Source organism: Pseudomonas sp. Pseusp18, assembly GCF_059506005.1.
Window position 1 is genome coordinate 5,284,311 of record NZ_CP169240.1, and the last position, 22,316, is coordinate 5,306,626.

General features: G+C 60.8%; 26 protein-coding genes and 1 pseudogene. All 27 read right to left on the reverse strand.

The window, feature by feature from the left end; translation table 11 throughout:
• Positions 1-10: 10 nt before the first annotated feature.
• The 27 genes and pseudogenes from ACEN9A_RS23685 to ACEN9A_RS23815 all read right to left on the reverse strand — a co-directional run bounded on the left by ACEN9A_RS23685 (position 11) and on the right by ACEN9A_RS23815 (position 22,309).
• Positions 11-538: a tail fiber assembly protein gene (locus tag ACEN9A_RS23685; RefSeq protein ID WP_413388194.1), complete on the reverse strand. Its 528-nt coding sequence runs from the start codon at positions 536-538 to the stop codon at positions 11-13.
• A gap of 8 nt (positions 539-546) precedes the next feature.
• The gene (locus tag ACEN9A_RS23690) at positions 547-1,899 is read right to left on the reverse strand and encodes a phage tail protein (RefSeq protein ID WP_258671028.1); all 1,353 of its coding nucleotides are present in this window, start codon (positions 1,897-1,899) and stop codon (positions 547-549) included.
• Positions 1,900-1,910: 11 nt separating this feature from the next.
• Positions 1,911-2,510, reverse strand: a complete 600-nt coding sequence (locus tag ACEN9A_RS23695; RefSeq protein ID WP_258671029.1) for a YmfQ family protein — start codon at positions 2,508-2,510, stop codon at positions 1,911-1,913.
• Positions 2,498-3,541 (reverse strand): baseplate J/gp47 family protein, encoded by a 1,044-nt coding sequence (locus ACEN9A_RS23700; RefSeq protein WP_258671030.1) that lies wholly within the window; start codon positions 3,539-3,541, stop codon positions 2,498-2,500. Before ACEN9A_RS23700 ends, ACEN9A_RS23695 begins: the two co-directional genes overlap by 13 nt.
• The gene (locus ACEN9A_RS23705) at positions 3,531-3,929 is read right to left on the reverse strand and encodes a phage GP46 family protein (protein ID WP_003222234.1); all 399 of its coding nucleotides are present in this window, start codon (positions 3,927-3,929) and stop codon (positions 3,531-3,533) included. Before ACEN9A_RS23705 ends, ACEN9A_RS23700 begins: the two co-directional genes overlap by 11 nt.
• Positions 3,929-4,438 (reverse strand): phage baseplate assembly protein V, encoded by a 510-nt coding sequence (locus tag ACEN9A_RS23710; protein ID WP_019647835.1) that lies wholly within the window; start codon positions 4,436-4,438, stop codon positions 3,929-3,931. Before ACEN9A_RS23710 ends, ACEN9A_RS23705 begins: the two co-directional genes overlap by 1 nt.
• Positions 4,439-4,490: 52 nt before the next feature.
• The gene (locus ACEN9A_RS23715; RefSeq protein ID WP_258671031.1) at positions 4,491-5,534 is read right to left on the reverse strand and encodes a phage baseplate assembly protein; all 1,044 of its coding nucleotides are present in this window, start codon (positions 5,532-5,534) and stop codon (positions 4,491-4,493) included.
• A gap of 3 nt (positions 5,535-5,537) precedes the next feature.
• Entirely contained in the window at positions 5,538-6,773 is a 1,236-nt protein-coding gene (locus tag ACEN9A_RS23720; protein ID WP_258671032.1) for a DNA circularization protein, read from the reverse strand.
• Complete coding sequence (locus ACEN9A_RS23725) at positions 6,760-8,262, reverse strand: phage tail family protein (protein WP_258671033.1); 1,503 nt, start codon at positions 8,260-8,262, stop codon at positions 6,760-6,762. The genes ACEN9A_RS23720 and ACEN9A_RS23725 overlap by 14 nt, the downstream gene beginning before the upstream one ends.
• A gap of 130 nt (positions 8,263-8,392) precedes the next feature.
• Complete coding sequence (locus tag ACEN9A_RS23730; protein WP_018926972.1) at positions 8,393-8,689, reverse strand: phage tail assembly protein; 297 nt, start codon at positions 8,687-8,689, stop codon at positions 8,393-8,395.
• Positions 8,686-9,033 carry a phage tail tube protein gene (locus tag ACEN9A_RS23735; RefSeq protein ID WP_018926973.1) on the reverse strand — a complete coding sequence of 116 codons (348 nt, stop codon included), beginning with the start codon at positions 9,031-9,033 and terminating at the stop codon, positions 8,686-8,688. The genes ACEN9A_RS23730 and ACEN9A_RS23735 overlap by 4 nt, the downstream gene beginning before the upstream one ends.
• 67 nt (positions 9,034-9,100) lie before the next feature.
• Positions 9,101-10,597, reverse strand: coding sequence for a phage tail sheath subtilisin-like domain-containing protein (locus ACEN9A_RS23740; protein WP_258671034.1), 1,497 nt, complete (start codon positions 10,595-10,597; stop codon positions 9,101-9,103).
• Positions 10,597-10,779, reverse strand: coding sequence for a DUF2635 domain-containing protein (locus ACEN9A_RS23745; RefSeq protein ID WP_007907211.1), 183 nt, complete (start codon positions 10,777-10,779; stop codon positions 10,597-10,599). The genes ACEN9A_RS23740 and ACEN9A_RS23745 overlap by 1 nt, the downstream gene beginning before the upstream one ends.
• Positions 10,776-11,360, reverse strand: coding sequence for a phage tail terminator protein (locus tag ACEN9A_RS23750; protein WP_258671035.1), 585 nt, complete (start codon positions 11,358-11,360; stop codon positions 10,776-10,778). Before ACEN9A_RS23750 ends, ACEN9A_RS23745 begins: the two co-directional genes overlap by 4 nt.
• 220 nt (positions 11,361-11,580) lie before the next feature.
• Positions 11,581-12,597: a contractile injection system protein, VgrG/Pvc8 family gene (locus tag ACEN9A_RS23755; RefSeq protein ID WP_258671036.1), complete on the reverse strand. Its 1,017-nt coding sequence runs from the start codon at positions 12,595-12,597 to the stop codon at positions 11,581-11,583.
• A 9-nt stretch (positions 12,598-12,606) separates the two neighbouring features.
• Positions 12,607-12,819, reverse strand: coding sequence for a tail protein X (locus ACEN9A_RS23760; RefSeq protein ID WP_018926977.1), 213 nt, complete (start codon positions 12,817-12,819; stop codon positions 12,607-12,609).
• Complete coding sequence (locus ACEN9A_RS23765) at positions 12,812-13,195, reverse strand: phage tail protein (protein ID WP_019647827.1); 384 nt, start codon at positions 13,193-13,195, stop codon at positions 12,812-12,814. Before ACEN9A_RS23765 ends, ACEN9A_RS23760 begins: the two co-directional genes overlap by 8 nt.
• Positions 13,195-15,354, reverse strand: coding sequence for a phage tail tape measure protein (locus ACEN9A_RS23770; protein ID WP_258671037.1), 2,160 nt, complete (start codon positions 15,352-15,354; stop codon positions 13,195-13,197). The genes ACEN9A_RS23765 and ACEN9A_RS23770 overlap by 1 nt, the downstream gene beginning before the upstream one ends.
• 128 nt (positions 15,355-15,482) lie before the next feature.
• Positions 15,483-16,064, reverse strand: a complete 582-nt coding sequence (locus ACEN9A_RS23775) for a phage tail assembly protein (protein ID WP_258671038.1) — start codon at positions 16,062-16,064, stop codon at positions 15,483-15,485.
• A gap of 117 nt (positions 16,065-16,181) precedes the next feature.
• Positions 16,182-16,688, reverse strand: a complete 507-nt coding sequence (locus ACEN9A_RS23780) for a phage major tail tube protein (RefSeq protein ID WP_018926982.1) — start codon at positions 16,686-16,688, stop codon at positions 16,182-16,184.
• Entirely contained in the window at positions 16,688-17,854 is a 1,167-nt protein-coding gene (locus ACEN9A_RS23785; protein WP_258671039.1) for a phage tail sheath protein, read from the reverse strand. The genes ACEN9A_RS23780 and ACEN9A_RS23785 overlap by 1 nt, the downstream gene beginning before the upstream one ends.
• A gap of 2 nt (positions 17,855-17,856) precedes the next feature.
• The gene (locus ACEN9A_RS23790) at positions 17,857-18,066 is read right to left on the reverse strand and encodes a hypothetical protein (protein ID WP_258671040.1); all 210 of its coding nucleotides are present in this window, start codon (positions 18,064-18,066) and stop codon (positions 17,857-17,859) included.
• A gap of 100 nt (positions 18,067-18,166) precedes the next feature.
• Positions 18,167-18,862, reverse strand: a complete 696-nt coding sequence (locus ACEN9A_RS23795) for a tail fiber assembly protein (RefSeq protein WP_258671041.1) — start codon at positions 18,860-18,862, stop codon at positions 18,167-18,169.
• A gap of 245 nt (positions 18,863-19,107) precedes the next feature.
• A pseudogene (locus ACEN9A_RS23800) lies at positions 19,108-20,352 on the reverse strand (phage tail-collar fiber domain-containing protein); the annotation flags it as partial.
• Complete coding sequence (locus tag ACEN9A_RS23805; RefSeq protein WP_019647821.1) at positions 20,353-20,988, reverse strand: phage tail protein I; 636 nt, start codon at positions 20,986-20,988, stop codon at positions 20,353-20,355. It abuts the pseudogene before it with no gap.
• Positions 20,985-21,980, reverse strand: a complete 996-nt coding sequence (locus ACEN9A_RS23810; protein WP_258671042.1) for a baseplate J/gp47 family protein — start codon at positions 21,978-21,980, stop codon at positions 20,985-20,987. Before ACEN9A_RS23810 ends, ACEN9A_RS23805 begins: the two co-directional genes overlap by 4 nt.
• The gene (locus ACEN9A_RS23815) at positions 21,977-22,309 is read right to left on the reverse strand and encodes a phage baseplate protein (RefSeq protein WP_258671043.1); all 333 of its coding nucleotides are present in this window, start codon (positions 22,307-22,309) and stop codon (positions 21,977-21,979) included. The genes ACEN9A_RS23810 and ACEN9A_RS23815 overlap by 4 nt, the downstream gene beginning before the upstream one ends.
• Between the last annotated feature and the right edge of the window lie 7 nt (positions 22,310-22,316).

Sequence of the window (22,316 nt, forward strand, 5' to 3'; positions counted from 1 at the left end):
GCGCTCTCGGCTATGGAGAGGTCGGCCACGCAATAGTGGTTGGGTAACCAGGTTGCTGCTCAATCTTTTTCAGCGCTAACTGGTAGGCCGCGTAGGCCTCGAAGGTCGCCGTATCCGCTGCATCGAGCAACCCGGCAATGTAGGCGTCAACCATGCCGGCAGTGACTTGATTGGCCGCCGACATTAGCGCATTGCACTGAGCCTGAGCGACCGCAGCGGCATCAAGCAGCCACGCAGTACCGCTCCAGACGTAGTAAGCACCGGGACAAGGGAGCAACGTATATTCGCTGGGGAGCTCGCCAAGTTCGGACCACTCCTGCGCTGCGCCGGTGGTCACGCTGTACACCGTCCCGCGATGATCGGCGAGTTGAACCGGCGCAGCGTTGACGAGCACCCAAACATTGCCCGGATCAGGCGTCGGCAACAAGTCGGCCAGCTCGACGGCATTGCTCGGCAACTGACAGCCCAAGCCGGGAACTTCGGGAAGAGAAACCGGGCCAACCAAGACACCCAGTGCATCAAACACGTAAATGGACATAAAACACCTCAGATCAATTTAATTCGGCCCGGGTAGGCAATGTTTATCGGGCGAGTCTCAGAACCTCCGGCGTACCCCGAGGCCCCGGCAACCCACTGCGCGTAGTTGTTAGTACCACCACCCATCATTGTCGTGCCAAATGTGCCTGCACCGGGCAGGGAGTGGTTGTGAGATCCGAGTTGGCTGGCCTGCGAGCTACCCGCCGCACGATTCAGGTCAATTCCGAGAGACTCATCAGCGGGGCGCTGGAATCGCCCCCGGGCATCTGGACAACGGAACGTGGTGGCACCGTCGCCAGAAGTCCATCCACCCTCCATGCCGGCGCGAGCGGCTTCCGTGGTCAGCATTCCTGACTGTTGCGCGTGGTCCCACAACCAGGGGAAGGAGGCCCGCGCCAACAGCGCACCGTTCATGGCGCCGTAACCACCGGGATTAAACGAGGACGTGGTTTCAAGTACCGACCGACCCAGCGGAGTACCGTCGTAACGACTTATCGGCCACCAGTTGCCCGCGCCATCACTGCGCAAATGCCAGTAATCGCACGCCCCCATCAGGACCAAGAATGAATATCCAGCCGCATTCAGGTGGGTGTGAAATTTGATTTTGTCGGTCCCTGACGCAGTGACAACAAGAGTATTGGCGGTGTTATCCAAGCGACGAACAATGAAGTCAGTCACGCCAAGTGCCGTGTTGGCGGCAGGCAGCGTGATCGTCCGGTTAGACGCCGTCGCGTCAATAATGACCAACCCCCTCTGCGCGGCGGTCAGCGTGGTATCCGCACTGATACTGGTGACATTGCCGGTTATCTGGCCCAGTTGGGCCGCGTGCTGGCTTTGCGTTGCTGGAGCGATTTGCTCAGCCGCGCCAGTGCAGAACAGCAGGATGTATGAGCCGCCGCCGATAGAGGTGTTCCACTGCACCCATGCGTCACCATTGGCGACCAGCTCGCCACCTCGAAGGGCTGAATGGGCACCCCCAACCATAGCGACGGCCCCCAGGCCGTCGTTGATCATGCAGGCGCCAGTGTTCGCCGTCTTGACCTTGAAGCGCAGGGGCTGGCCTTCGACGCGGGCGGTGATCGCCGGCGTGAAGTTGCAGACGTAGTTATTGGCCGTGCCGGTGTCGATGGCAAAGCTGCTTGCAGCAGATTGGCCAAGGGTACCGATGGCTTTCAGCAACTGCGTCAGGTCAACTTCACTGGGTGCCATTCCCGCCGCTGCAATCACATTCAACACCTCGCTCGTGATTGCGTTGCCCCATGTCGACGGAATCAAAGATCCCGGCGTCCCGGTGACCGGGCTCTCATCCACAAACTGTCCATTCACTAGCCCAACGCCGGGCACACTCTTTGGATAATCCACTTTTCTATCCTCTAGTCATAATTGATGTAAACCAGCGTATGCGCTGGTGCGCTGCGGTGTATCAAGCATTCCAAGGCATTGCCCGGGTTCATGCCAAAACGCTCGCCCCAGTAGCTGGCACCGAAACGCCGCCCAAGCAGCAGGCGGCCGCCGGTGTTGAGGGTCCACATGAACTGCGCCTGCAAGGTACCGAAGTGCGCCGCACCGAAACGCGAGCGCCCAATACGCGGCGCCCTGAGTTCGGTGATGGTGGCGTTCGGGTAGCCTTGGGTGCGGGCAATCTCGACGAAATAGCTGATGGTCTGACTACCGACTGCGAGCAGTCGCCGGCGCACGGCCAGGCGGCGGTCATCGAACAGTGGCGTGGCGCCCAGGCATGGGTCGGGAAGGTTCATTACCCGCTCCCAATCGGGTACCAGTTCGCTGACCCCAGCCGGGTCCATTTCGTTGAGCAGGTCGGCGGCGCGGGCGTCGAGGCGGGCCAGCTCCAGTGCCACACCTTCGAGCACTTCTTCGAGTTCAGGAACTTGTTCAGGGTCCCAGGCCGGCCCGCTGGGCAGCAGGCTGCGCAGTTGGGTGTGGTATTGCGCGGCGGTTCTTATGCCTGCCATACGCAACCTCCAAAGGTCAGCAACTGGTTGTTGGCTGCTGCTACATCGGCGATCGGCGACAAGAGTTTGTGGTCGTTTTCGCCGGTGGCGCTGCTGATGGCTTCGGCGATGTGGGTCAGCAGCAACGTGTCGCCGAGGCCCGCCTCGCGGTTATGCAGATCGCGTAGTTGTGCTTCGACAGTGGCGCGCACAGCGGTGGTGTCCGGGGTCAGGCTCAATCGGTAAGTGACAGGCACTTGCACTGGTGCCAGCACGTGCAACTCGGCAGTAACCGGGCGCAGCGGTTCGATGTAAGCCTGAACTTCGGCCAGTTGCGCGGCGGTCGGGATGGGTTCCGGGTCGTTATCGCGCATGATGAACAGCCCGACGGTGCCAGGACCAAGGTAGCTGCCGAGACACCACGCGCGAGTCACGCCGGGGCATTCCAGCGCCCAGGTTTCATAGTCCTGCGCGGAGCCGCCATGGGGAATGATGCGATAGGAACTGATGACCCGGGAGCGCAGGGATTCCAGGCTTTCCCGCGCAATGCCGCCGGTCAATCCCGGTGCCAGCACCGTGAAACTGTTACCGGCAATGCCCAGGATCGGTTGCACCGGAATCAACGTCATGCCGGCCTCGGCATTGCCCAGGCTACCGGCTTCGAGCGCGGCGATGGTGGTGCTGTTGAGGCCGTTGCTGGTGGTGCGCGCGGCGGTCACTTTGTAGGTGCGACCGTCGCTTGATTGCAGCAGGGTGTCGACATCCAGCACGGCACCGGCGCTGGCGGTAAAGCTGACGCTGCCGCTGGCCGCTTGTGCGGATTTGCGCGGCTGGTTCAAACGCAGTGCGGCGATCCGTTCCAGGGTCGACTCATCCGCCTTGTCCGGGAGGATCTGCTCGGCGATCCAGTCCAGGTAGCCATACAGGCCGTAGGCGGCGCCACCGAGGGTGCGGGCCAGCACTTGCGCATCGGACTGGCGCAGCGAATCGCTGGCCAGGTCGCTTTGGGTGCGCTTGATCAGCACCGGCAGCGAAGGGGTTTCAAACGGCATAGATCACCTGCCAACTGTTATCGGGGTTGATGTCCAGGCGTTCGCCGTCGGCCAGGGTCAGGACCGTGCGCAGGTTCAGGCGCTGGGCGTCGAGGCGTTCGCTGATGATGTCGATGGCGCTGCAGTGGCCGTCGTCGATCAGCCATTGCAGGGCTTCGCGGGCGTAGAACTCGGCGTCCATCTGGGTCTGGCGGGTCAGCTTGACCCGGCGCAACAGCCACAGCCGCGAACCTATGCGGTCGTCGGCCACCGTAGGAAAGCTGTCGCCCCACCAGCCGAAACGCTCTTCGTCGTCGAGGGCATCGTCATCGGCGGCCCGGCGCCAGGTGAACAGGCTGATCAGAACTGCGCGGGTCAGTGCGGCGTGGAGGTTTTGACTGATCAACATCACTGCCCTCCCGCCGGTACGCCGGTCTGGCCGCTGCCCGCTTGCACGCCGACGTGTACGTGTTTGATCTGGCTGATGCCACCGGCAATCTGATCGCCGGTGGAGACGATTTTTCCGGTCTGGTTGATCACCGGGCTGTCGATGTTCACCGCGCTGCTGGCGCGGATGTTCAGGGTGGCGGTTTCGATGTCGATGATCCGCCCGCGCTTGAAGTGGATCTTGTCGCCTTCGTCGGTGTAGATCGCCACTTCGCCCGCGGCCAGGGACTGGAGGCGGTAGCGGCGGTCGGCGACCACCAGCACGATGGCGTGGGAGCGATCACCGCCCAGAAACGTGGCGACACCTTCGGCACCGGCCAGTGGATTGCTGGTGAAACCGTAGGGTTCGAAGTGCTCCATGTCGTCGTTCACTTCGCCGGCGGTGAGGCGCATTTGCAGCGATTGAAGCTTGGTGGCCGAGTTGGCGAGCACGACAGTGCCGCGCGCCAGGAGGCGTGTCAGTAGGCTCATGTTGAATTCCTTGGAGGGGCGAGGCCGAAGGCTGCGACCTTTTAAGGGGCTATCAGGTTTTCTTCGGGGGCTCGGGATTGGCATCGAAGGTGTGCGGCGGTGCGACTTGCAGGGTGGTGACCGAACCTTGCGCCGACAACGAGTAGGTCACCTTGGAAATCAGCATGTCGTCATCGAACCCCAGCACCGGATCCTTGACCCGCACCAGCGTGTTATGCCGCCACAGATCGCCGTTGGATTGCCGCCAACCCTGCACCTGATAGGTGGTGGTTTTGGCCTTGCCGACGCGGGTGGCGCTTTCCCAGTTGGCCCGTTGCAAGGCGAGATCGGGATTGATCTGCATGCCTTCGTTGATCACCGTGACCCGCCGACGCTTGTAGCTCAGGTCGGCAGACACCGCTTCAACCTCACTGACCGCCGCCCCGCTCTTCTTGTCCGTGCCCTTTTGCTGACCGATGACCCGGTATTCGGAAAACACCTGGCTGTAATCCATCGGCGCGTTGGCCGACAGAATATTCTTGCCCAACTCCAGCGCATCGCTGGCTCGGCCACCACTGCCAGGCCGGGCCAACACCAACCGGCCCTGGGCATCATCGGTAGAAAACACCCGGAACAACGTCAGCAATCGGTCGATGGATTGAAACACCGTTTCCCCCGGCACGATGGTGTGACTGCTGAGCCGGGCGGTCTCGGGAATTTCACTGACCACAAAGACCTTGTAGGTAATCGCCAGCGCTTCGACGATGCTCAACAGCGATTGCTCATGCCATTGGTTCGGGCGGTTGGTCGCGGCGCAATCCACCAGGTCCTGAGTACAAGAACTGCCTTCGATGTTCAGGCTGATCTGTCGCCCGTCATAACTGATCGGCGCCTTGAACACATACCCGGTCAGCACCAGATCCTGGCCGATGCGCACTTCACAGGCATCACCGGGCTGGATGCGCTTGTCCACGGTCTGTCCCGGCCATTGCCAGGTGATGTTGAGTTTAAAGGTGCGGAACTGACGCTCCAGATCCGCCGTGATTTCCACGCTTTTCCAGCCACCGTATTCCAGGCCGCCGACCGTCAACGTGACGCGGTTATCCATCTCGTTCATGGTTCACTTCCCGGAGACTTTCACATCGTTCGGCGCGTACCCTGGATGGGCAATCCCGTTGCGCTGAATCACTTCGGTGACCCGCGTTGCGTCGGCAAATTGCTTGTACGCCACGACCAGCGCCGGAAGGCTTTCCTGAAAAGACTTGCTGACCTGTCGTACACCCGACGAAGCCACTGCCTTGAGATGCGCAAGCAGCGCCTGCTTCACATCGTCGATGGCCTGATAATGCGCGGGACTGGCCTTGTCCAGCATCGGGTTGATCGCCTCGACAAGCGCCTTTTGCAGCGCTTTCAAATCGTCGGTGACCGGCACTTCCTGCCGGGTGACCGGCAGGTTCGCCTGCTGCTCCAGCGATGGTGTCGACGACAGTTTCACCGGTGTCGACGCGACCGGCATCGAGGCGACCCATTGCGCCACTTTGACCAGCAGCGTGTCCTGTACCAGATCGGCCATGGCTTGCGCCGCGGCCGTGGTGTCCTTGCCGGTGGTGAGCTTCGGCGCATCGGCCTTGCGGATGGCTTCGAGCTGTTGGGACACGTCGGCAATCACGCCGCGATAACCCTCCTTCGCGAAGTCCTTGAGCGATTTGATATCGCCGAGCAAGCCCTTGAATTCCGCCGCCACTTCCTTGGGCAGCTCCTTGACCGCTTTGACCAGCTCGGTGATCTGCCGGTACTCCTCGATCAACGGTTTGAGCTGTTCCTTGATCACGTCATACACCCCGGTCAGGCTGTTGCGCAGATTGTTGATACCTATCCGCGCAGCCTGGATCCGGATCATGACCTCTTCGAACCGCGCCACCGCCGAACCCAGCAAAGTGTCGGCCTTGGCCAGCAGCACCTTCTGCGTGCTGATCGTGGCCGTCGGAAACGGCAGCGGTTCATCGGGGTAAAACTTCAGCGCGAAGGTCACCAGCCCGCCGTCCTGGCGGGTGTGGGTCATGTCGCATTCGCCGACCTTGACTTGTAGCCGTCCCAGCCACGGGTGGACCAGTTCACCACTGCCCTGCTCCAGCGCCTTGAGCAGCTTGTCGCGTTGCTCCAGGCAATCGGGGCCGACGATGAACGCCGTCAGATCGTGGATCTTCGCCTGCTGGCCAAGGCCCTCGAAAAACGGCAGGTCCCGCTGCGGATACTCGTGCAACTGGCCCTTTTTACCGACCGGGGTTTTCGCCTGATCGACCCAGAAACCGACACCGCGAAAGGACGCCGGCAACAAACGGTCACGCCAACTCATTGGAGCCTCCCAGGGAAAGTGAGCGGTAGCCGATGCGCGAGTTGAGCGACAGCCCCGGTTGATTGGTTTGCGGTTGATCGGTGCGCAGCCCGGCCGGCGCGTTTTCGAAGCGAACCGTCAGGCCGCCTTCGAGTTGCGTGCGATTGTTGGCGGCGCTTTGTTGGATCAAGGCGTTGGAGTTTTGAGTCAGAGAACCGGGCTGCAACAACGACGACTTGAGCGGCAAACTGCCGGGAGTCGCCAGCGCGTTTGAGGGCTGCTCGGAAGCGGCATTGATGAACGCCGCCACCGGCGCAAACTCCCCCTTGCCTTCAGCATTGGTTTTCTTTTGCACCTCGGTGAAGCTTTCGACCTTGCCGGTAATTTGGGCGATAAAACCACCAAAGCTACCGCCAAGCATCTCCTGGATGGGCGCCAGAATGGCCCGGAGCTTTTCCGCTTTTTCACTGAAAAACTGAACCACAGATGCCCATGTTTCGCTCAGTGCATCCAAGGGCGACCAAGTGAACAGCCCGCTGAGGTAGGAAAAGAACGCCTGCGCTCCAAGCTTGATCGACTCCCAGTAGCCCGAGAACATGGCAGGGACCTGATCCCAAGCGGCGGCAATGGCGTCCAGCGGCACCCAGTCGAACAGGCTGCGCAGTTTCTCCTTCACCGGCACAGTCAGTGCCACGAGCAGATCCCAGATCGCCGCAAACAAACCGACAACGGCCCCCCAGTTGTTCAGGATCATTCCGTAGGGCGTCCAGGCAAACCACGCCTTGAGGAAGTCGAATCCCGCACTCACGACTGCTTTGACTTGATCAAAAATTGCCGAGAAAACGCCGCTGATCGGAGCCCAATAACCGACAACCTTTTGCCAGAGCCCGGCGAAAAACGTCGAAATCGGCTCCCAGTTGGCAATGATCACACCGGCCGCCATGGCAATGCCCATGGCAATCAGCATGATCGGATTGGTCTTGAGCACCATGCTCATCAGATCGAACACTTGCGTCGCGCCAGTCACGGCCGTTTGCATTGCCGAAAATGCGATGGCACCTGCCGCCAGCCCTTCGACCAGTTTCGGGTTGTCATCGAGCAGGCTGCCAAATCCAACCAACAACGGTTGAAGACCTGCCGTTACGGTCGCGACAGCAGGCTGCAAGGCCGTGTTGGCCGCGATCGATACCTGCTCCATCGAGCGACTGAACACATTCATGTTTTGCGTAGCGCTTGCCGGCGCCTTCGGTAAATCAACGCCTTCAGCCGATTCGCTGACCTCGGTCAATTTGCCCTTGAACGCGTCGGACACCTTGATTGCATCCACGAACGGCGTGATCACGCTACCGCCCTTGAACAGACCGCTGATGTCCAGTTTGCCGAGGCCGGTCTGCTCCAGGTTTTTCTTGAAGCTCTCGACTTTTTCCCGAAGGGCGCCGAGTTTGGGTGACAGTTCGTCGATGCCCGTGAGCAGCACCGATGTTTTCCCTTTCGTTTGTGTGTCTGCCATCACTGCACCTGCTGCATCGCATTGATCCGTTGCGCGTGCTCCAGCGATTCGCGGAGCACATCCAGTGGCCTGGCCATCATCTGTTCGGGGTCAACCTTCCAGAACCAGGCCAGGTCATAGGCGACTGCGATCAGGTCGGTGATGGCTCCGATGCCGCACTCATGAAAAAACTCGCGACCGCCCAACTCAGCGTGTTGAGATCAGCCAGATCCAGCTGGTTGACTGATGACGGCGGGATGCCGGCGCACACGGCGATGTATTTGGCCGCGACGTCCATGTCGAGGCTGACCTCTTCGCTCTTGTCGATCTTGTACGGCAGCGCCTTGATCGCCCGCACTTCCTGCACCGTCGGGCGGCGCAGGTTGAGCTCGGTCAAGGGCTCGCCGTGGGCTTCGATCGCAACTTGAAGCTTCACGGCGTTGCTCATTGCCAGGTCCCCTTGATGCCTTCGAATTTCAGTTCGATGGTGGCGTCATCGCCTTTGGATACCGGCTCTTCCACCAGGTAGGCGCCGGCCAGTACGTAGACTTTGCCGTTGCTGAATTCGCAGGTGACGGTCATGTCGGAGCCTGCGATCAGTTGCTTGAGCGGGAAGTCTGCGGTGTGCAGCGCCGTCACTTTGAACGACGGCGCGATGTCGGTTTCCTTGTAAAAGCCCGGCACGACGGTTTCCCGTTTAACGGCCATCAATGGTGCTTCGCAGCCACCGTTGATGGTCAGTTGAGCGCCGTCCACTTTGACGTAGCAGGTGCCCGCAATCAGTTGCCCCATGGTGTTTCTCCCTTCAAATAAAAAGCCCACGCGCGGTGGGCCGAATTCACACAGTCAAAGGCAGCGATCAGGCTGCGTCGTCGTACTGCAGACGGAACTGGTTGAGCAGCGCGAACACGCGCAGGCCGTTGATGTAGTCCGGCGGGAACAGCACATTGACCCGGCTCGGGTCCTGGGTGTCGCGCTCGACGATCAGGTATTCGGCAAACAGCTCGGCGTTTTCCACATGGCCTTCCAGTTCGAGCTTGGCGTACTGGGCGATCAGCTCACCGCGAATGGTGCTCGGGGTAACGATTGGCTGGCCGGCGCCGAAACGGGTGCCGTCGGAGGCCAGTTTGTGGCGACCGTATTTGCTGGTGATCACGCTTTGCAGACGACGCACGATGAACGCCGACTGGTGCATGGTTTCGCTGTCCAGGTAGGAGTTGTCTGCCTGGCCGTAGGCGTTCTTCTGATAGGTGGTGATCGAACGCTGAATGCGCACGTAGCCGCCTTCGTAATACGCGGTGGCGATGCCGTAGTTGAGCAGCGACTGACGCTCGGTCAGGGTGAACCGCTCGCTCGCCGGGGCCGGGTCGAGACCTGGCAGGCTGCCGCTTTGGGTCGGACGGCTGGCGTCGGCCGAGATGAACACCGAGGTGCGCGCAGCCAGTGCGGCGGCCTGCACCCAAAACGGTTGCGGTACGCCCGGTTCCAGCGCCTGGATGGTCATGTGCTGGTCGTTACGCGCTTGCCCTGCCGCCACCAGCGTACCGACGGTGCCGCGTTTGGCGCTGTAGACGTGACCGAACAATTGCTTGGCCCAGGACCAACGACCGGTGCTGTCATCCATGACCGCTTGCCAGGTGTTGAGGGTCGACAGATCCGACCACGGCATGCAAATGAACTCGAACGGTTCATCGCCCAGCGCCGCCACGGCAGCCACTTGATCCGGCACACCGGCGCCGCCGGTCATGGCGGTGATCGCCGAGGTCAGGCCGGCCGGGGTTTCTTCGCCGTTGCTCTTGCCCAGGCGATTGAATTGCAGGCTGATGTCGTTGCCACTGTCGCCAGTCCATTTGGCGCTCAGGGTGACCACACCTCCGACCGCCGCCGCAGTGACCGGCAGATCGGCGCTGGCATTGATTTTCAACGCCAGGGCGGTGGCCGCTTGCGCCGCGGTGGCGCCGTTGACGATAGCCGCCTGAACGCGAACGCCGCCGACGTACAGGTTGAGCACGCCGCTTTGGGTCGCCGCACCGGTCAGAGTCAGCACGCCTTTGGCAATGCTGCCTTCGGTGCTGTGCAGCGGCAGGCACCAGATCTCGCCGATCGGGTCGGTCTTGCGCCAGGTTTCGTACATCGAGGCGAGCATCGAGCCCTGGCCGCCAATGCTTTTGGCCAGCGCCACGCTGGACACCAGCACCAGTTTGCCGGCATCGGCCGGCGCAATGTTGTCGTTGACCTGAGCGACGATCAGGCGGCGCATGGCCGACGACGCGCTATTGGCGGCCGAGTTGTCCATTTCGGCATAGAACAGCGGAACACGAATGTCCGCGGGGATGTTGCTGAATCCGATCGCCATTATTTGGCTCCCTGTGGTTTCGCCGCTTTCACGGCTTTGGTAGTGATATCGCCATCGGCCAGACGTCGACGCCACCAGGCGTTGTCCGGCACTTCACGGCCCTCGAGGGGCAACAGATCGCCCGCTTCCGGGTCCGGCACGACACGGCCCGGGGCCGGCAGCACGGTGATGCGTTTGCTCATAGGGTTACGTCTCCAGAGAAAGTCAGTTCCAGGCGCCCGTCGGGGCCCGGGCGTTGCAGATTGGGGTCCGCCGGGTCGATCGCATCGACCCGCACGGTGACCCCGGTAAAGGACGACAAGCCGTCCAGTTCACGCTCGTGCCAGCTCTGCGCCGGTTGCCCCGGCAGATTGCGGCCGAGCTGGAATTCGGCGAAAAAGCGCAGGCGATAGAGCACGCGGCTGCTGTTGATGGAAACCAGTTCGCCGCCGTCGTAGGCGATGGCGCTGTAGTCATTGCCGGGCTTGAAACCCACCAGTGCGCGCCACAGTTCGGCGCGCAGGTCGTGCAGTTGATCCAGCGCTGCGGCGGCGTCCGTGGTGTCGAGCACCAGGGTGACTTCGAAGCGGTCGCGGATCGGTTGCAGCATCAGGTGTTGCGCCACGCTTTTGCTCGCCACATCGGCGATGGGGACGACGTAGGCGCAAGGCGTGGCGAGCGGGTTGTTGGCTTGCAGGGTGGTGAGGTCAATGCCCGCCGCCACACGATTGGCCAGGGTCGGGCATTGCTCACGCAGCTGCGTGAGGATCGGCGTGATCTTCATGAGGGCGCTCCAGAATCGAATGAAATGAGTGAGCAGCGACGCAAATTTTTGTAGCAGCTGCCGAAGGCTGCGTTCGGCTCGGGCCGCGTTCGGACGCAGCAGTCGTGAACCAGGCGACGTGGTGTTTCAGACAAATCCGGGTATCAGGATTTACGACTGCTGCGCAGCCGAACGCAGCCTTCGGCAGCTGCTACGGGGCGGGGGTGATTTTGGGTGTGGGCTATGCCTTGGCGTCCAGGCAGGTCGCGTCAATCTTGCAGCGATAGCTTTTTTCCCGGTCGCCGCTGGCGGTGACTTTGTCGATTGACCAACGCCCGCGCATGAAATCCGGCCAGGTGGGGTCCAGCAAAACGATCCCTTCAGCGGATAACCCCGGATTGCCAGGGCATTCGACCGTCACCTTGAGTGCTTCGCGCATCATCCGGCGGGTCTCGCCTTCGGCGGCGGCCCGGGCATCGTCCGCGCTCTGAAACCGCTGGCGAAGGGTCTTGAACGGCGCGATGCCGCTCTCCTCGACCCGCACTTTACCGGCCGCCGCGTCCCACCAACTGGTCTTGCAGCCCTGGTATTTCGCCCGGGCGGTTTCATCCAGGACGGCGGAGATAAAGGCGTGATCGCCTGGGCGATTGTTGGTCGTCACCGACAGCTTTATGGTCGGCAGAACTTTGCCCGATAACGATTTCGCCTGACCGCGCCGTGCCAGCACATACAGCTCGTTGACCGGTTTGGCGACGGCATCATGCAGGTAGGCCAGTCGCGTCAGAAAACCCATGTCGGTTTCGTTGGACTGGTCGATGTGCGCGATTTTTATCAGCGACAGGTCCGGGGCCACACGAGGGGAAAACCCGTGCCTGGATGTCAACTGGCGGAACAAGGCACCCAAGGTCGTCGGACCATGGCTGACCGATCGGCGCTGTTTGAACCCGGTCTGATCCGTCGCACTGAACGGCGCCGCCGTGGCCACCAGCGTCAGACGCAGGGGAAACAGAGTCGGCGTGCGCCGGGTAATGACGAACTCGCCTTTATCCACCAGCCCCGATTCCAGATAACCGACCCGCAGGCCGATTTTTCCGCCCAGGCTGGGCAACCCTTCAAGCCCATCCAGACTGATCACGAGCGTCAGTTGATCGGATTCAATTCCCGCTGCGTCGATGTGTGTCCAACTGATTAATCGTTCGTTGAGCAGCGCAGCATTCGCGCCGTAAATTTCCACAGCAGGCGTGAAACCCAGTGACATGCTGCCTCCTTAATCCCAGGCCGAAACCGGTGTGGGTGCGACGGGTTTCGAATCCACTTCCGGCAGCACAACCCACAACCCCGCCGGCAATATTGCCCCCCATTCGGCAAGCTCCGGATTAAGACGCCAAAGCGCTTCTTCGGTGGCATCGTCACCACGCTCAAGCTCGCGGTACAGCAACAGATTCACCGAATCACCGGCGATACTTCGAACCCTACGCATTGGCGAACTCCGTCAACTCGATAATCCAATCGACCACCATCGCGGTGCCGTCATCAAGGATGTTGTTTTGGGTTTCCGACACCTTGTTGATCTGCCACAGACCCCAGTTGCGGCCGATGCCGTCAACCAAGGGCAAAGGGATGCGCAGCGCCTGCAAGGCACGCAGCTCATCGAGCCGATCCATGGCGGTCGCGTACATCGACTTGCCTGTTATCGTCAGCCCTTGCAGGCCTTGGCCGACCTGACTGGATTTGGGTTTGCTGGTGAGGATGTCGATGCTCTTCCAGCCGCCGTCCGAGGTGCGCACCAGACTGTGGTAAGCGAAGTTTCTGGACAGGCCGAAAATGAAACTGCCGAGTGCCATTTGCTGACGCATCACGTACCTCCATCAGTCAGGGCCGCATCACTTCGCATGGCGAGTGAGTTGGGCATGGTCATGAGTCCGAATTGACCCGTGATCTGTTGCACAACCAGGTTCGCCAATTGACTGGCGCTGGCCTGATCCTGGCCGTTGATGTAGATGTTCGCGTTAACCGTGTTCTGTTGATTACTCGTCTGGGCGTTGGTCAGGTCTTTGCTGACCTGATCTGGAGCGGCGAGCTTGTCGGCGGGTGTAGCGAGTTTCTCACCCAGCCATTCCCCTCCCCAACTGCCCGCCATTCCCCCCAACAAACCACCGATTACGCCACCGACCGCCGTGCCCAGAACAGGCACCACGCTGCCGATCAGGGCGCCGGCAGCAGCGCCAGCATAAGTACCGGCGAGTCCGCCACCGGCCGAGCCCAGCGCCCCGCCGACCGCTTTGGTATCACCCGCCTGCAAGCCTTTGACGGCATCGTAACCAGCACTGAGCAGCATCAGCGGCGCGACCCGCTTGGTGACTGCCGAGCCCATTCTGGCGGCACCCAGCAAGCGACTCCCGGTCGACATACGTGGCAGTTTGGCTGCGCTTTTTGGGATGGGCTTGATCGCGGCTTTTCCAGGAGCTGCGCTTTTTCCGGCCCTTGCGCCTCGGGATTGCTTTTTGCCCTTACGACCGCGTTCCTTGGCATCGGCTGTCAGATCCCCCGTTTCGGAAATCGGTCGCGCACCTGCCAGAACCAGAAGTTTTGTTGCTGCGGCGGTGATGGCCGAGGCCATCGCGACCTTGATTTCAGCACCACGCGCCAACGCAATGGCTCCCGCGAGCACCAGCAATCCTGCAGTAGCTTTCGGTTGTGCTTCAGCGACCCCGCTCAAGCCATCGGCCAATGCGCCGAGCGACACCATCAAACCATCAGTCAACGGCGCCAGGGCATTGCCGCCCGCCGCGAACATCCGGTTCTTACTCGCATCCAGCGCATTCCAGCGCCCTTGCGAGGTTTCCCCAAGCGCCTCGGCGGATTTCGCTACGGAACCGTTGAACTTCGGCAACGTCCCGTCGGATGTCCGCTCGGACACCAGTAAAAAAGCCTTTTGGACGTCTTCCGGTTTTTTCAACAGTTCAAGAATCGCCGCGTTATCACCAAACAATGTCTTGGTCAGTGACTGCTGTTCTTCTGCAGGTTTTTTCTTCAGTGCTTCAAGCACCAGGTTGATCGTTCCCGGCGCGTCCTTGCGCAGGCCATCAGCCAACATCCCTGGATTGAATTTGCCGTCCAGGTCAGACCAAGCCTTGCGCTGTTCCGGTGAAGCCGCGTCCCCCTTGGCCAAAACCGTGGTGAAACCTTTCAAAGCCTCACCGGCACCGGACTTGTCCGCGCCGCTGTTCAAGAACGCCGCCGCGAGGGCCGCCATCTGTTCCGGCGTCATGCCCGCGGCGATGCCCGCCTCGCCACTGCGTTGCACCACAGAACCGATGTCTGCCGCTTTGACATTCAGACCGCTGTTGCCGAGATGGTTGGTTGCATCCGCCAGACTCAGGCTTTGTCCGCGATCCAGCTTCATCGAATTACGCCAACCCAACAGCATCTCGCTGGCGGCCTTGACGTCGAGATTGAACGCCGACGCCGTCACCGCGCTATCTCGGGTGAAGTTCAGCAGTTCGTCCTGCTTTTTAGCCGGGTCGAGCCCGTCCCCGATACCCGCCTTCGCCGCCGCCAACTCGACCTGAGCCAGTTGAACCGCCGTTGCCCCGCTCGGAGCAACCTGCTTGTCAGTGGCCATTTTCAGGTTGGCCTCCGACAGTTTCTGCAACTGGACGTTGTCCAGTTTCAGCACTTGGTTGAGCTCAACCATCGCCAATTCGGTCGCCATCGCCGACTTGAGCAAATCCGGCGGCGTGCGCTGATCAACCTCAGCCTTTAACTTGGACTTTGGTTCACTGCTTGCCGCGGGCACCGAAGCATTCGCCTTGAGCAGCGACTGCTGCGACGACAGGGCAATGTTCAACAACGCCAGCGCTTCGCGAAGCTTGACCTGTTCAGACACCAGCAGACGGATGTCGAGGCTGGCCGTGGTCAGTGCCAGGTTCAGGCCCGACGTTTCAGAGGCGCTGCCCAGTTGCGGCAATTCGATGCTTGCCGCACCGGACAGCGAATACTTACTGTCTGCCATCCTGCTCTACTCCTGTTTCACGCCAAGGCGAGTGATCGCGATGTCGTAGCGGCGCAATGCCTTGCCGGCGTCCCACTCCAGAATTTCCGCCTCACTTACCGAGTAAATGAGCGGCACCACATCGAGGATTACTTCGATGTCGCGCTCCGAAAGAAGTCCGCCGGTTTGTTTAAAAAATCGTCGATGCGTACCTGAAGCTGTGTCCAGTCGGGCACGGTCAGCAGGTCCAGATCGGGCAGCATCAGCCCGGTGCAATGGGCGGTGATGAACTCGGCGCGTTCCTTGGCCGTCTTCAGTTTTTTCATCGCCTTGGTGGCGCGCAGCACCGGCATTTCCAGGGTCAGCGAGGTCATGCTGCGGCCTGCCACGTTGAGCGGTTGCAGCAGTGACACTTGATCGGGGTCTACCGATTGTTCGCCCTGCGCTTGCTGTTCCAGAAAGTACGAAGCCGGGCGAGTCGACATCTCATGCACGTACTGCGCGATGCTCACGTAGTCCGGGCGTTTGAGCTGGTCCAGTTCCTTGACCGACAACCCCGTGGCCAATATGGCCAGCTCGAAGAACTGATCGTCCTCATCATCGCCGGCACGGGCCAGGGCCTCTTTTTGCGCGGCGTAGTACAACGGTTTGAGTTGGATCTGCTCGATCTCGGATCCGTCATCACCGGTAATTGGTGACAACAGGACATGCTTGGGAGGTATCCAGGACATGTAAGAAATTCCTTGGTGATTCATGAAAGGCTGCTGCGCAGGGATCTGTTTGCCACAATCCTTGTGGGAGCGAGCCTGCCCGCTCCCACAGGTTGTGCGCCTTGGTTGGCCTTCGTGTTACGGCAGCAACACGGCGCGGCGGGCATCACCGAGAATGTCGACGCCGTTGAGCACGAACTTCTGGGTGCGCACGTCGACATCGATCACTGGAACGCCGTTTTCCAGGCGGTTGTAGGTGCGGCAAGAGAGCTCCAGGGTGGTCTTGGGTTTTTCACCCATTTTCACGATGGCTTCCTCGAGGACCTTCAGCTTGCCGCCGACGGTGTGGTAGGTGAACCAGGTGTTACCGTCCTGATCCTGACCGGCTTCACGCACGTTCAGCAGGATGTCGTCGCCCAGCTTCACGCCCAGCGCCAGCATCACTTCGGGACCGGCGCCCTGCAGGATCAACTTGGCGCCCAGGGCCTTGGCGCTCTTGGCCATCTCCTCGACGATGAAGCGGCCGCCGACCATGTTTTCCATGTCGAACTCGATCTTCGGCGGTGTGAACTCTTCCACGGTCGCCGACAACGGCAGGCCTTGCAGGGTGGCCGCGATGGCCTGTCTTACGCGGTTGGTAAACATTAGAGAACGTCCTCCAGGAACTGCTCGATGATTTCATCGCGGGCGTTGAGTTGATAAATCATGTGTTCGTTCGGTGCGTAGCGGCCGTAGTCGATGACCACGTACCAGGTACCGTTTTTGTACTTCTCGACGCTGTTCAATTCCGGGTGCAGGTACACGCTGCCGCCGGGGATGGTTTCGTCGGCGACCAGGGTTTGCAGCCAGTCGTTGATGCGCTTGACCTCCTGATCCATGAACGACTTGGTCAGGTTCTTGGCCATGGCTTTCTGACCGGCCTTCACCAGCTTGCGGCTGATCGCATCTTCAAGGCCGACGTAGCTGATGAACTTGCCGGTGACGGAGCGGTTACCCAGCAGCGAGAAGCCGCCGAGGATGGTCCGGGCGTAGTAGCTGATGCCGTAACGGTTGAGCAGATCGCCTTCGGTGGAGGTGTCGAGGATGTTGTATTCCACGACGCGCGAAACGTCTTCGGCGTAGGTCACTTGGTTGCCCGGGCTCTCCCATTGCTTGACCTTGGCGAGCGCGGCGATGGCCAGGCTCGATGGCGCCAGGAACACGTTTTTCTTCGCCGCCTTGGAGTACACCGACGGCATGTTGTGCACCAGCAGGCAACGGTCGAAACCGAGGTCCGCACCGCCCAGCTCCTGGCTGTAAGTCACTTGATCGGCGACTGCCGCATCCTTGCCGTCGAGTACCACGCGAGCCTTGATACGTTTGCCGAACGAGGCGAACTCACTGGCCACCGCTTTGGTGCCGGTGAAACCCGGTGCACCAATGATCGTCAGGTCTTCAGGCACGCCGCCAAGTGCGGCCAGACCCAGTTTGCGACCGGTCACTGGTTCGATGCCGCCGATCACGTTATTCAGGGTGTCGGCGGGGGTTGCGCCCTCTTCGACGATGACCACGTAGACCGGCACCTTGACCACTTTGAGGATCTGGAATACCGCGTGGAACAACGTGCCCGACTCGGTACCGGTCGGGTCCAATAGTGCCTGGGTGGTGAAGCTGTTGATGCGGAACGGGGCGTTACGCGGAATCAGCAGATCCGCTTTCGGCGCGGTGCCGACCAGACCGATGACGTTGTCGCCCAGGCCACCCATGGCCTCGGGAGATTCAGTGGCATTGACGGTAATGCCGTTGTGCTCGAAGTTCAAAACCTCAGCCATGGTTATTCAGCCTTCTTGGCAGCGGCCTTTTTGGCCGGGGTGGTTGTAGAGGCCGATTCGGCAGCCTCGGTTTTTTTCAGCTCCAGACGACCAGCGCTGCGCAACGCACTGGCCTCCACATCGAGCAGGTCGAGTTCTTGACCGATGCTCGACCAGTGGCCACCCCCGGTGGGGAATGGGACGAGCACGGTGTAGGTTTGGCGTAGTGCCATTTGGGGTTCTCCAGATACGAAAAAGCCCCTTTTGAGGAAGGGGCTGTCAGGGGTTGTTGGGTGCTTGACGGAAAAGAAAACGCCCCGACGGTGCGGGGCGTTACTCGGAAACGGTGAGGGTTTCCCGAGGTGGGTCGTCGAAGCCCTGAGCCACCAGCCAGGCAGCCGCCAAGGCATCGTTCGGGCTGATCGGCCATTCCTGGGGTACCCCTCCAACGGTATCGACACGATTGAGTTCAACGCCGTAGATTTTCCAGGAGCGCAGATCCGCGATCTCGGTTTCAGTGGCAATATCCAAATCCACTGCGTTTTGCAATGTGGCAATCATGTTTGTGCTGAACTGCGTCAGCAGCGCTTTCTTCCTGGCTGCTTTCTTTTTCAGGGCGTCTGTAGTTGCGACCTCATCGACGACCCATTGATCGTCCTGCCACTTATCGAACTGGGTCGCTGGAGCTTCACGTGTATAACCTTCGGGCAAGTCACCCAACGTCTCCCAGACTTGCGCCTCACCGGTCTCGGTGCTGTAGACCGTCGTTCCACGGTAGTCCGCAACAATTTTCCACCCGTCGCCTGAAACCCTGACCGCTGTATGACCAGGCTCCAGCGTTGGCGGCTCACACTGATAAGCATGCGCGGGGATCAACCAGGTGAAAGGTTCCAGAGGACTCGGGTCTGCTACCCCCGCGCCGATGAACTCACCGGTAACGGGGTGCACATTACAGATCGTCGGTGGTGCGACCTCATCGGCGAGCCACCAGGACACCTCGCCTTCAACGGCCATGCGTTCGTCTGACATTCTCAAAAACTCCAATGTGGTTCTGATTAATATTTGATACAGGCGAGAAAAGCCGTGTTGAGTGGCCTGGCTTCAGTGCCACCGGAACTGGCAATGGTGATCGCGTGAGTGTGATCACCGGCGGCACTGGTCGGCGCCCCCGCAGACCCGTAGTAGGGCTCGTCACCCCACACCGCATTGCCGTCGGTGCCCGGCCCACGATCCAGGTTTATCCAAATCGAGTGCGTATGATTCCCGGCTACTGCTGCACTACCCGCATGCACGTGAGCGGCGTTCTGACTCGTCTGAGCACTGCCGAGCACACGACCCGGATCGACGTTTCGCCCGTCATCGAGCCCCCGATCGAAATGAGCACGAGAGTCCGGCAGGTTGAACGTCGTAGAACCATCCCCCGCCCCGTACAGTGTCCCGATCCTGGCAAACAGCGCGGCATAGGTCGTTCGCGATACGGCTGCCCCATTGCGTTTCAAAAAGCCAGCCGGCGGCGTTGCCATGGCGAAGTGCGTGACCTCCCCCACACGATCACCCGCCACGCCAAGTGCAAATGCCTCGACCTGCGCCTTGGTGTAAACATCTGTCAGTCCGTAACCTGCCACCGTGGTCGGGTTGTCCCCCGCAATGGCCCGGCCGTACTTATCAACGGTCAGCCCTCGATAGCTACCCGGCTGAATGCCAGTCCTGCCCGCGAGCATTTCGAAGGTCAGTGCGGTAGTACCCAGCGTGATGGGTCCATTGGTTGTCAGGTGCCACAGAGAGTCGCCGTTGGCTATCCCTTCTTCGACCATGACCGTCAAGCCGGGCGTTACTTTGATACTGCTATTGGCATCGAAAGCCCGAGACCAACCGCTATTGGACACAACCCAGATGCCGCTGTCTTTGGCCGATGTCTGATAGGGCAATAACACACGATCTCCGGCGACCAACGCGACACCGTCAATCTGCTGAGCCCCACTCAACACAACATTGCCCGTAGCCGCCGCGCGAACTGATTGCTTACCATCAAGCTTGGCCAACTCATCAGCGAGATAGCCCATCACCCACGCCCGCGTCGCCTTGACCACCGTGTCGTCAATCAACAACGTCACCAGCGCCGCATTACTGGTCTCGAAAATCGAACGAATGTAGAACTCTTTCCCCGAGCCCGAAGTCGCCAGCACCGGCTTGAACGACTCCGGATATTTGACGATGGCGTAAAGAATCCCGGTATCAGTCCAGATCCCGGCCTCACGTACATACCAACCACCCACTTCAGGCGGGATAGTCACTTCGGCCAGCAACCAGCTCGGATTCTTCTCATCCTGGAACAGTGCATTGAGTGGCCCGCGCCACACTTCGCGCTTGAGCGCCGTGGCGGTTGCGGCCGGGTTGTAAACCGCGCCGCCGCCGTCGCCGACGGAAATCTGCGACAGCTTGATCGGTGTGCCCGCCGCCTTGCAGGCGGTTTCGTAGGCGATCCCCGCATTGGTGAGCAGGGTGTAATAGTCGGCCATTTAGGACCCCTGAGGATAAATTGTGGAGGTTTCGACGGTGTAGAGCCCTGCGGCCATAAAGGCCTGACCCGAGGCTTCAAGCCCTTCGATGACGATCGGATAAACCGTGGTCAGCTCGCCGCATACGGTGGCGGCGCCGATGACATGACTGCCGAATGCGCTCAAGCCGACGGACACCTTCAAGGTGTCGCGTTCGCTTTTGGCATCGGCCAGGCGTCGGTCGAGACGGGCGTCGATTTCTTCGCTGTAGGGCTGTTCGGTGAAGGCCCTGACGGAAAAGCTGTAAGGCGGGCCGGGTGGTGTTTGTTCGTACCAGGCGCGCACCTCAGGCATCAATTGCAAACCCTTGGCCGCATTTTCCAGTGCTTTTCGCGTCCCGGCCTGCCGTGCGGTAGGCCAGGCGAGTTCCACCGTCAGGCGTTTTTCCGCCTCTGTCGCCTCGGAGCTCCATTCGCTGACCCCGCGATCCGCGCCCAGGTACGGCAGGAATGCCAGCGGTGTTTTGGCGGGGTTCATCAGTTCGGGGAACGGCGGGTCGATACGCTCAAGCAATCGGGCAAAACCGAGATCAAGCGCCCTTTCCAGTGGTGAGCTGTTGGCTGGCAACAGGCTCGGGCGAGGTGTGTCGTCACTCATAACGTATCCACCTCGACCTCGACGCCCGTGCAATACGGCGCTTGAAAAGCGCTCGTCACAATCGGCGCTACCGGCTCAAGGATCTGCAGTTGAACCGCCCCGGCGCTGTGCAGCGTGTAGTCGATCCAACTCGGGTCCACTCGCCCTTCCAGGCGATGACAGGCATCGGCATACGCCTGCAGCTGCTGTTGCGCGGCAACCTTGGTCAGCCCTGAATCGGGGCCCGGGTTGATCTTCGCGATCACCCGGATTTTGTAGTTCTTGATTTGCGCGCCCTGCACAGTGACCAGGTCCGTTTCGGGCCGGACATCAGGCCGGGCGAAATGCTGGCGAACATCGTCGAGCAGCGCTTGGGATGGCGTGCCATCGCCCTCTCGGGAAAGCACCGTGACCGTGACTTCGCCGGGCGCGGTCCGGCGCCCGTTGCCGTCCTTGACCTGCGCGACATAGCCGTCCGGGTCGAAGGTGTAAGTGACCGTCACCACTCCCGCCGCGGTGGTTTCCACCTTCACGGCAGGCCGTTCGCCAAGGGTGAAAATCTCGCGCCGATACTGCATCCGCGAGCCCGCCGCCGGGGCATGGGGCGCCAGGTAATAACGCAACCGGGCGTCGTCATCGCTCTCGTAGACCGGATCGATCGGCGGGAATGCCGCCGGATCGCCCGGGTCCAGCAACTGGCGCTCAAGCCCCATGTCCGCGAGGCGGGCGTCGAGGTTGGTGCCGGTGGCCCACCACGCCAGCATCTGCTTGATGCGGGCGTTGTATTTGCGTTCGTGGGTTTGCAGCCGTACACAAAACGCCTCAAGGGCCAGGGTCAGCAACTCGCTTTCGTTTTCCAGGCTGACCGCAAGCTTGGCCGCGCTCTCGGAGGAACGGGCACCGACATACTCGACAACGAAGGTCTTGAACTCTGCGAGCAGATCCTCGAACACTTCGACCGTGACGATTGCCGGTTCGGCCAACTGGTTCTGGCCAGGTATCAACATACTCATGCCACCACCTCGAAGGTCTGTTGGCGGTTTTTCCAGATGCCGGCGAAACGCAATAACAACCCGGCACCGTAGCGGCTGGCCACAATGACCTGCGGCTCGAAATCGTCGATGCCGTTGTACTTGTTGTAAAACGCTTGGGCCGCATGGCTCTGGGCGAGAATCAGCAGGTCGTCGCCGAGGTTCTGCCCCAGCAACTCAGTGAGTGCGCAACCATACAAAGGGCGCTTCTGACGTGTGCCCAACGGCGTGGTCAGCGCCCGGGTGGCGCGCTGCACGAACTGCAGCCAGTCGTCGACCGTTGTGCCGGTGTTTCTATCGATTCCGATCATGGGAAGC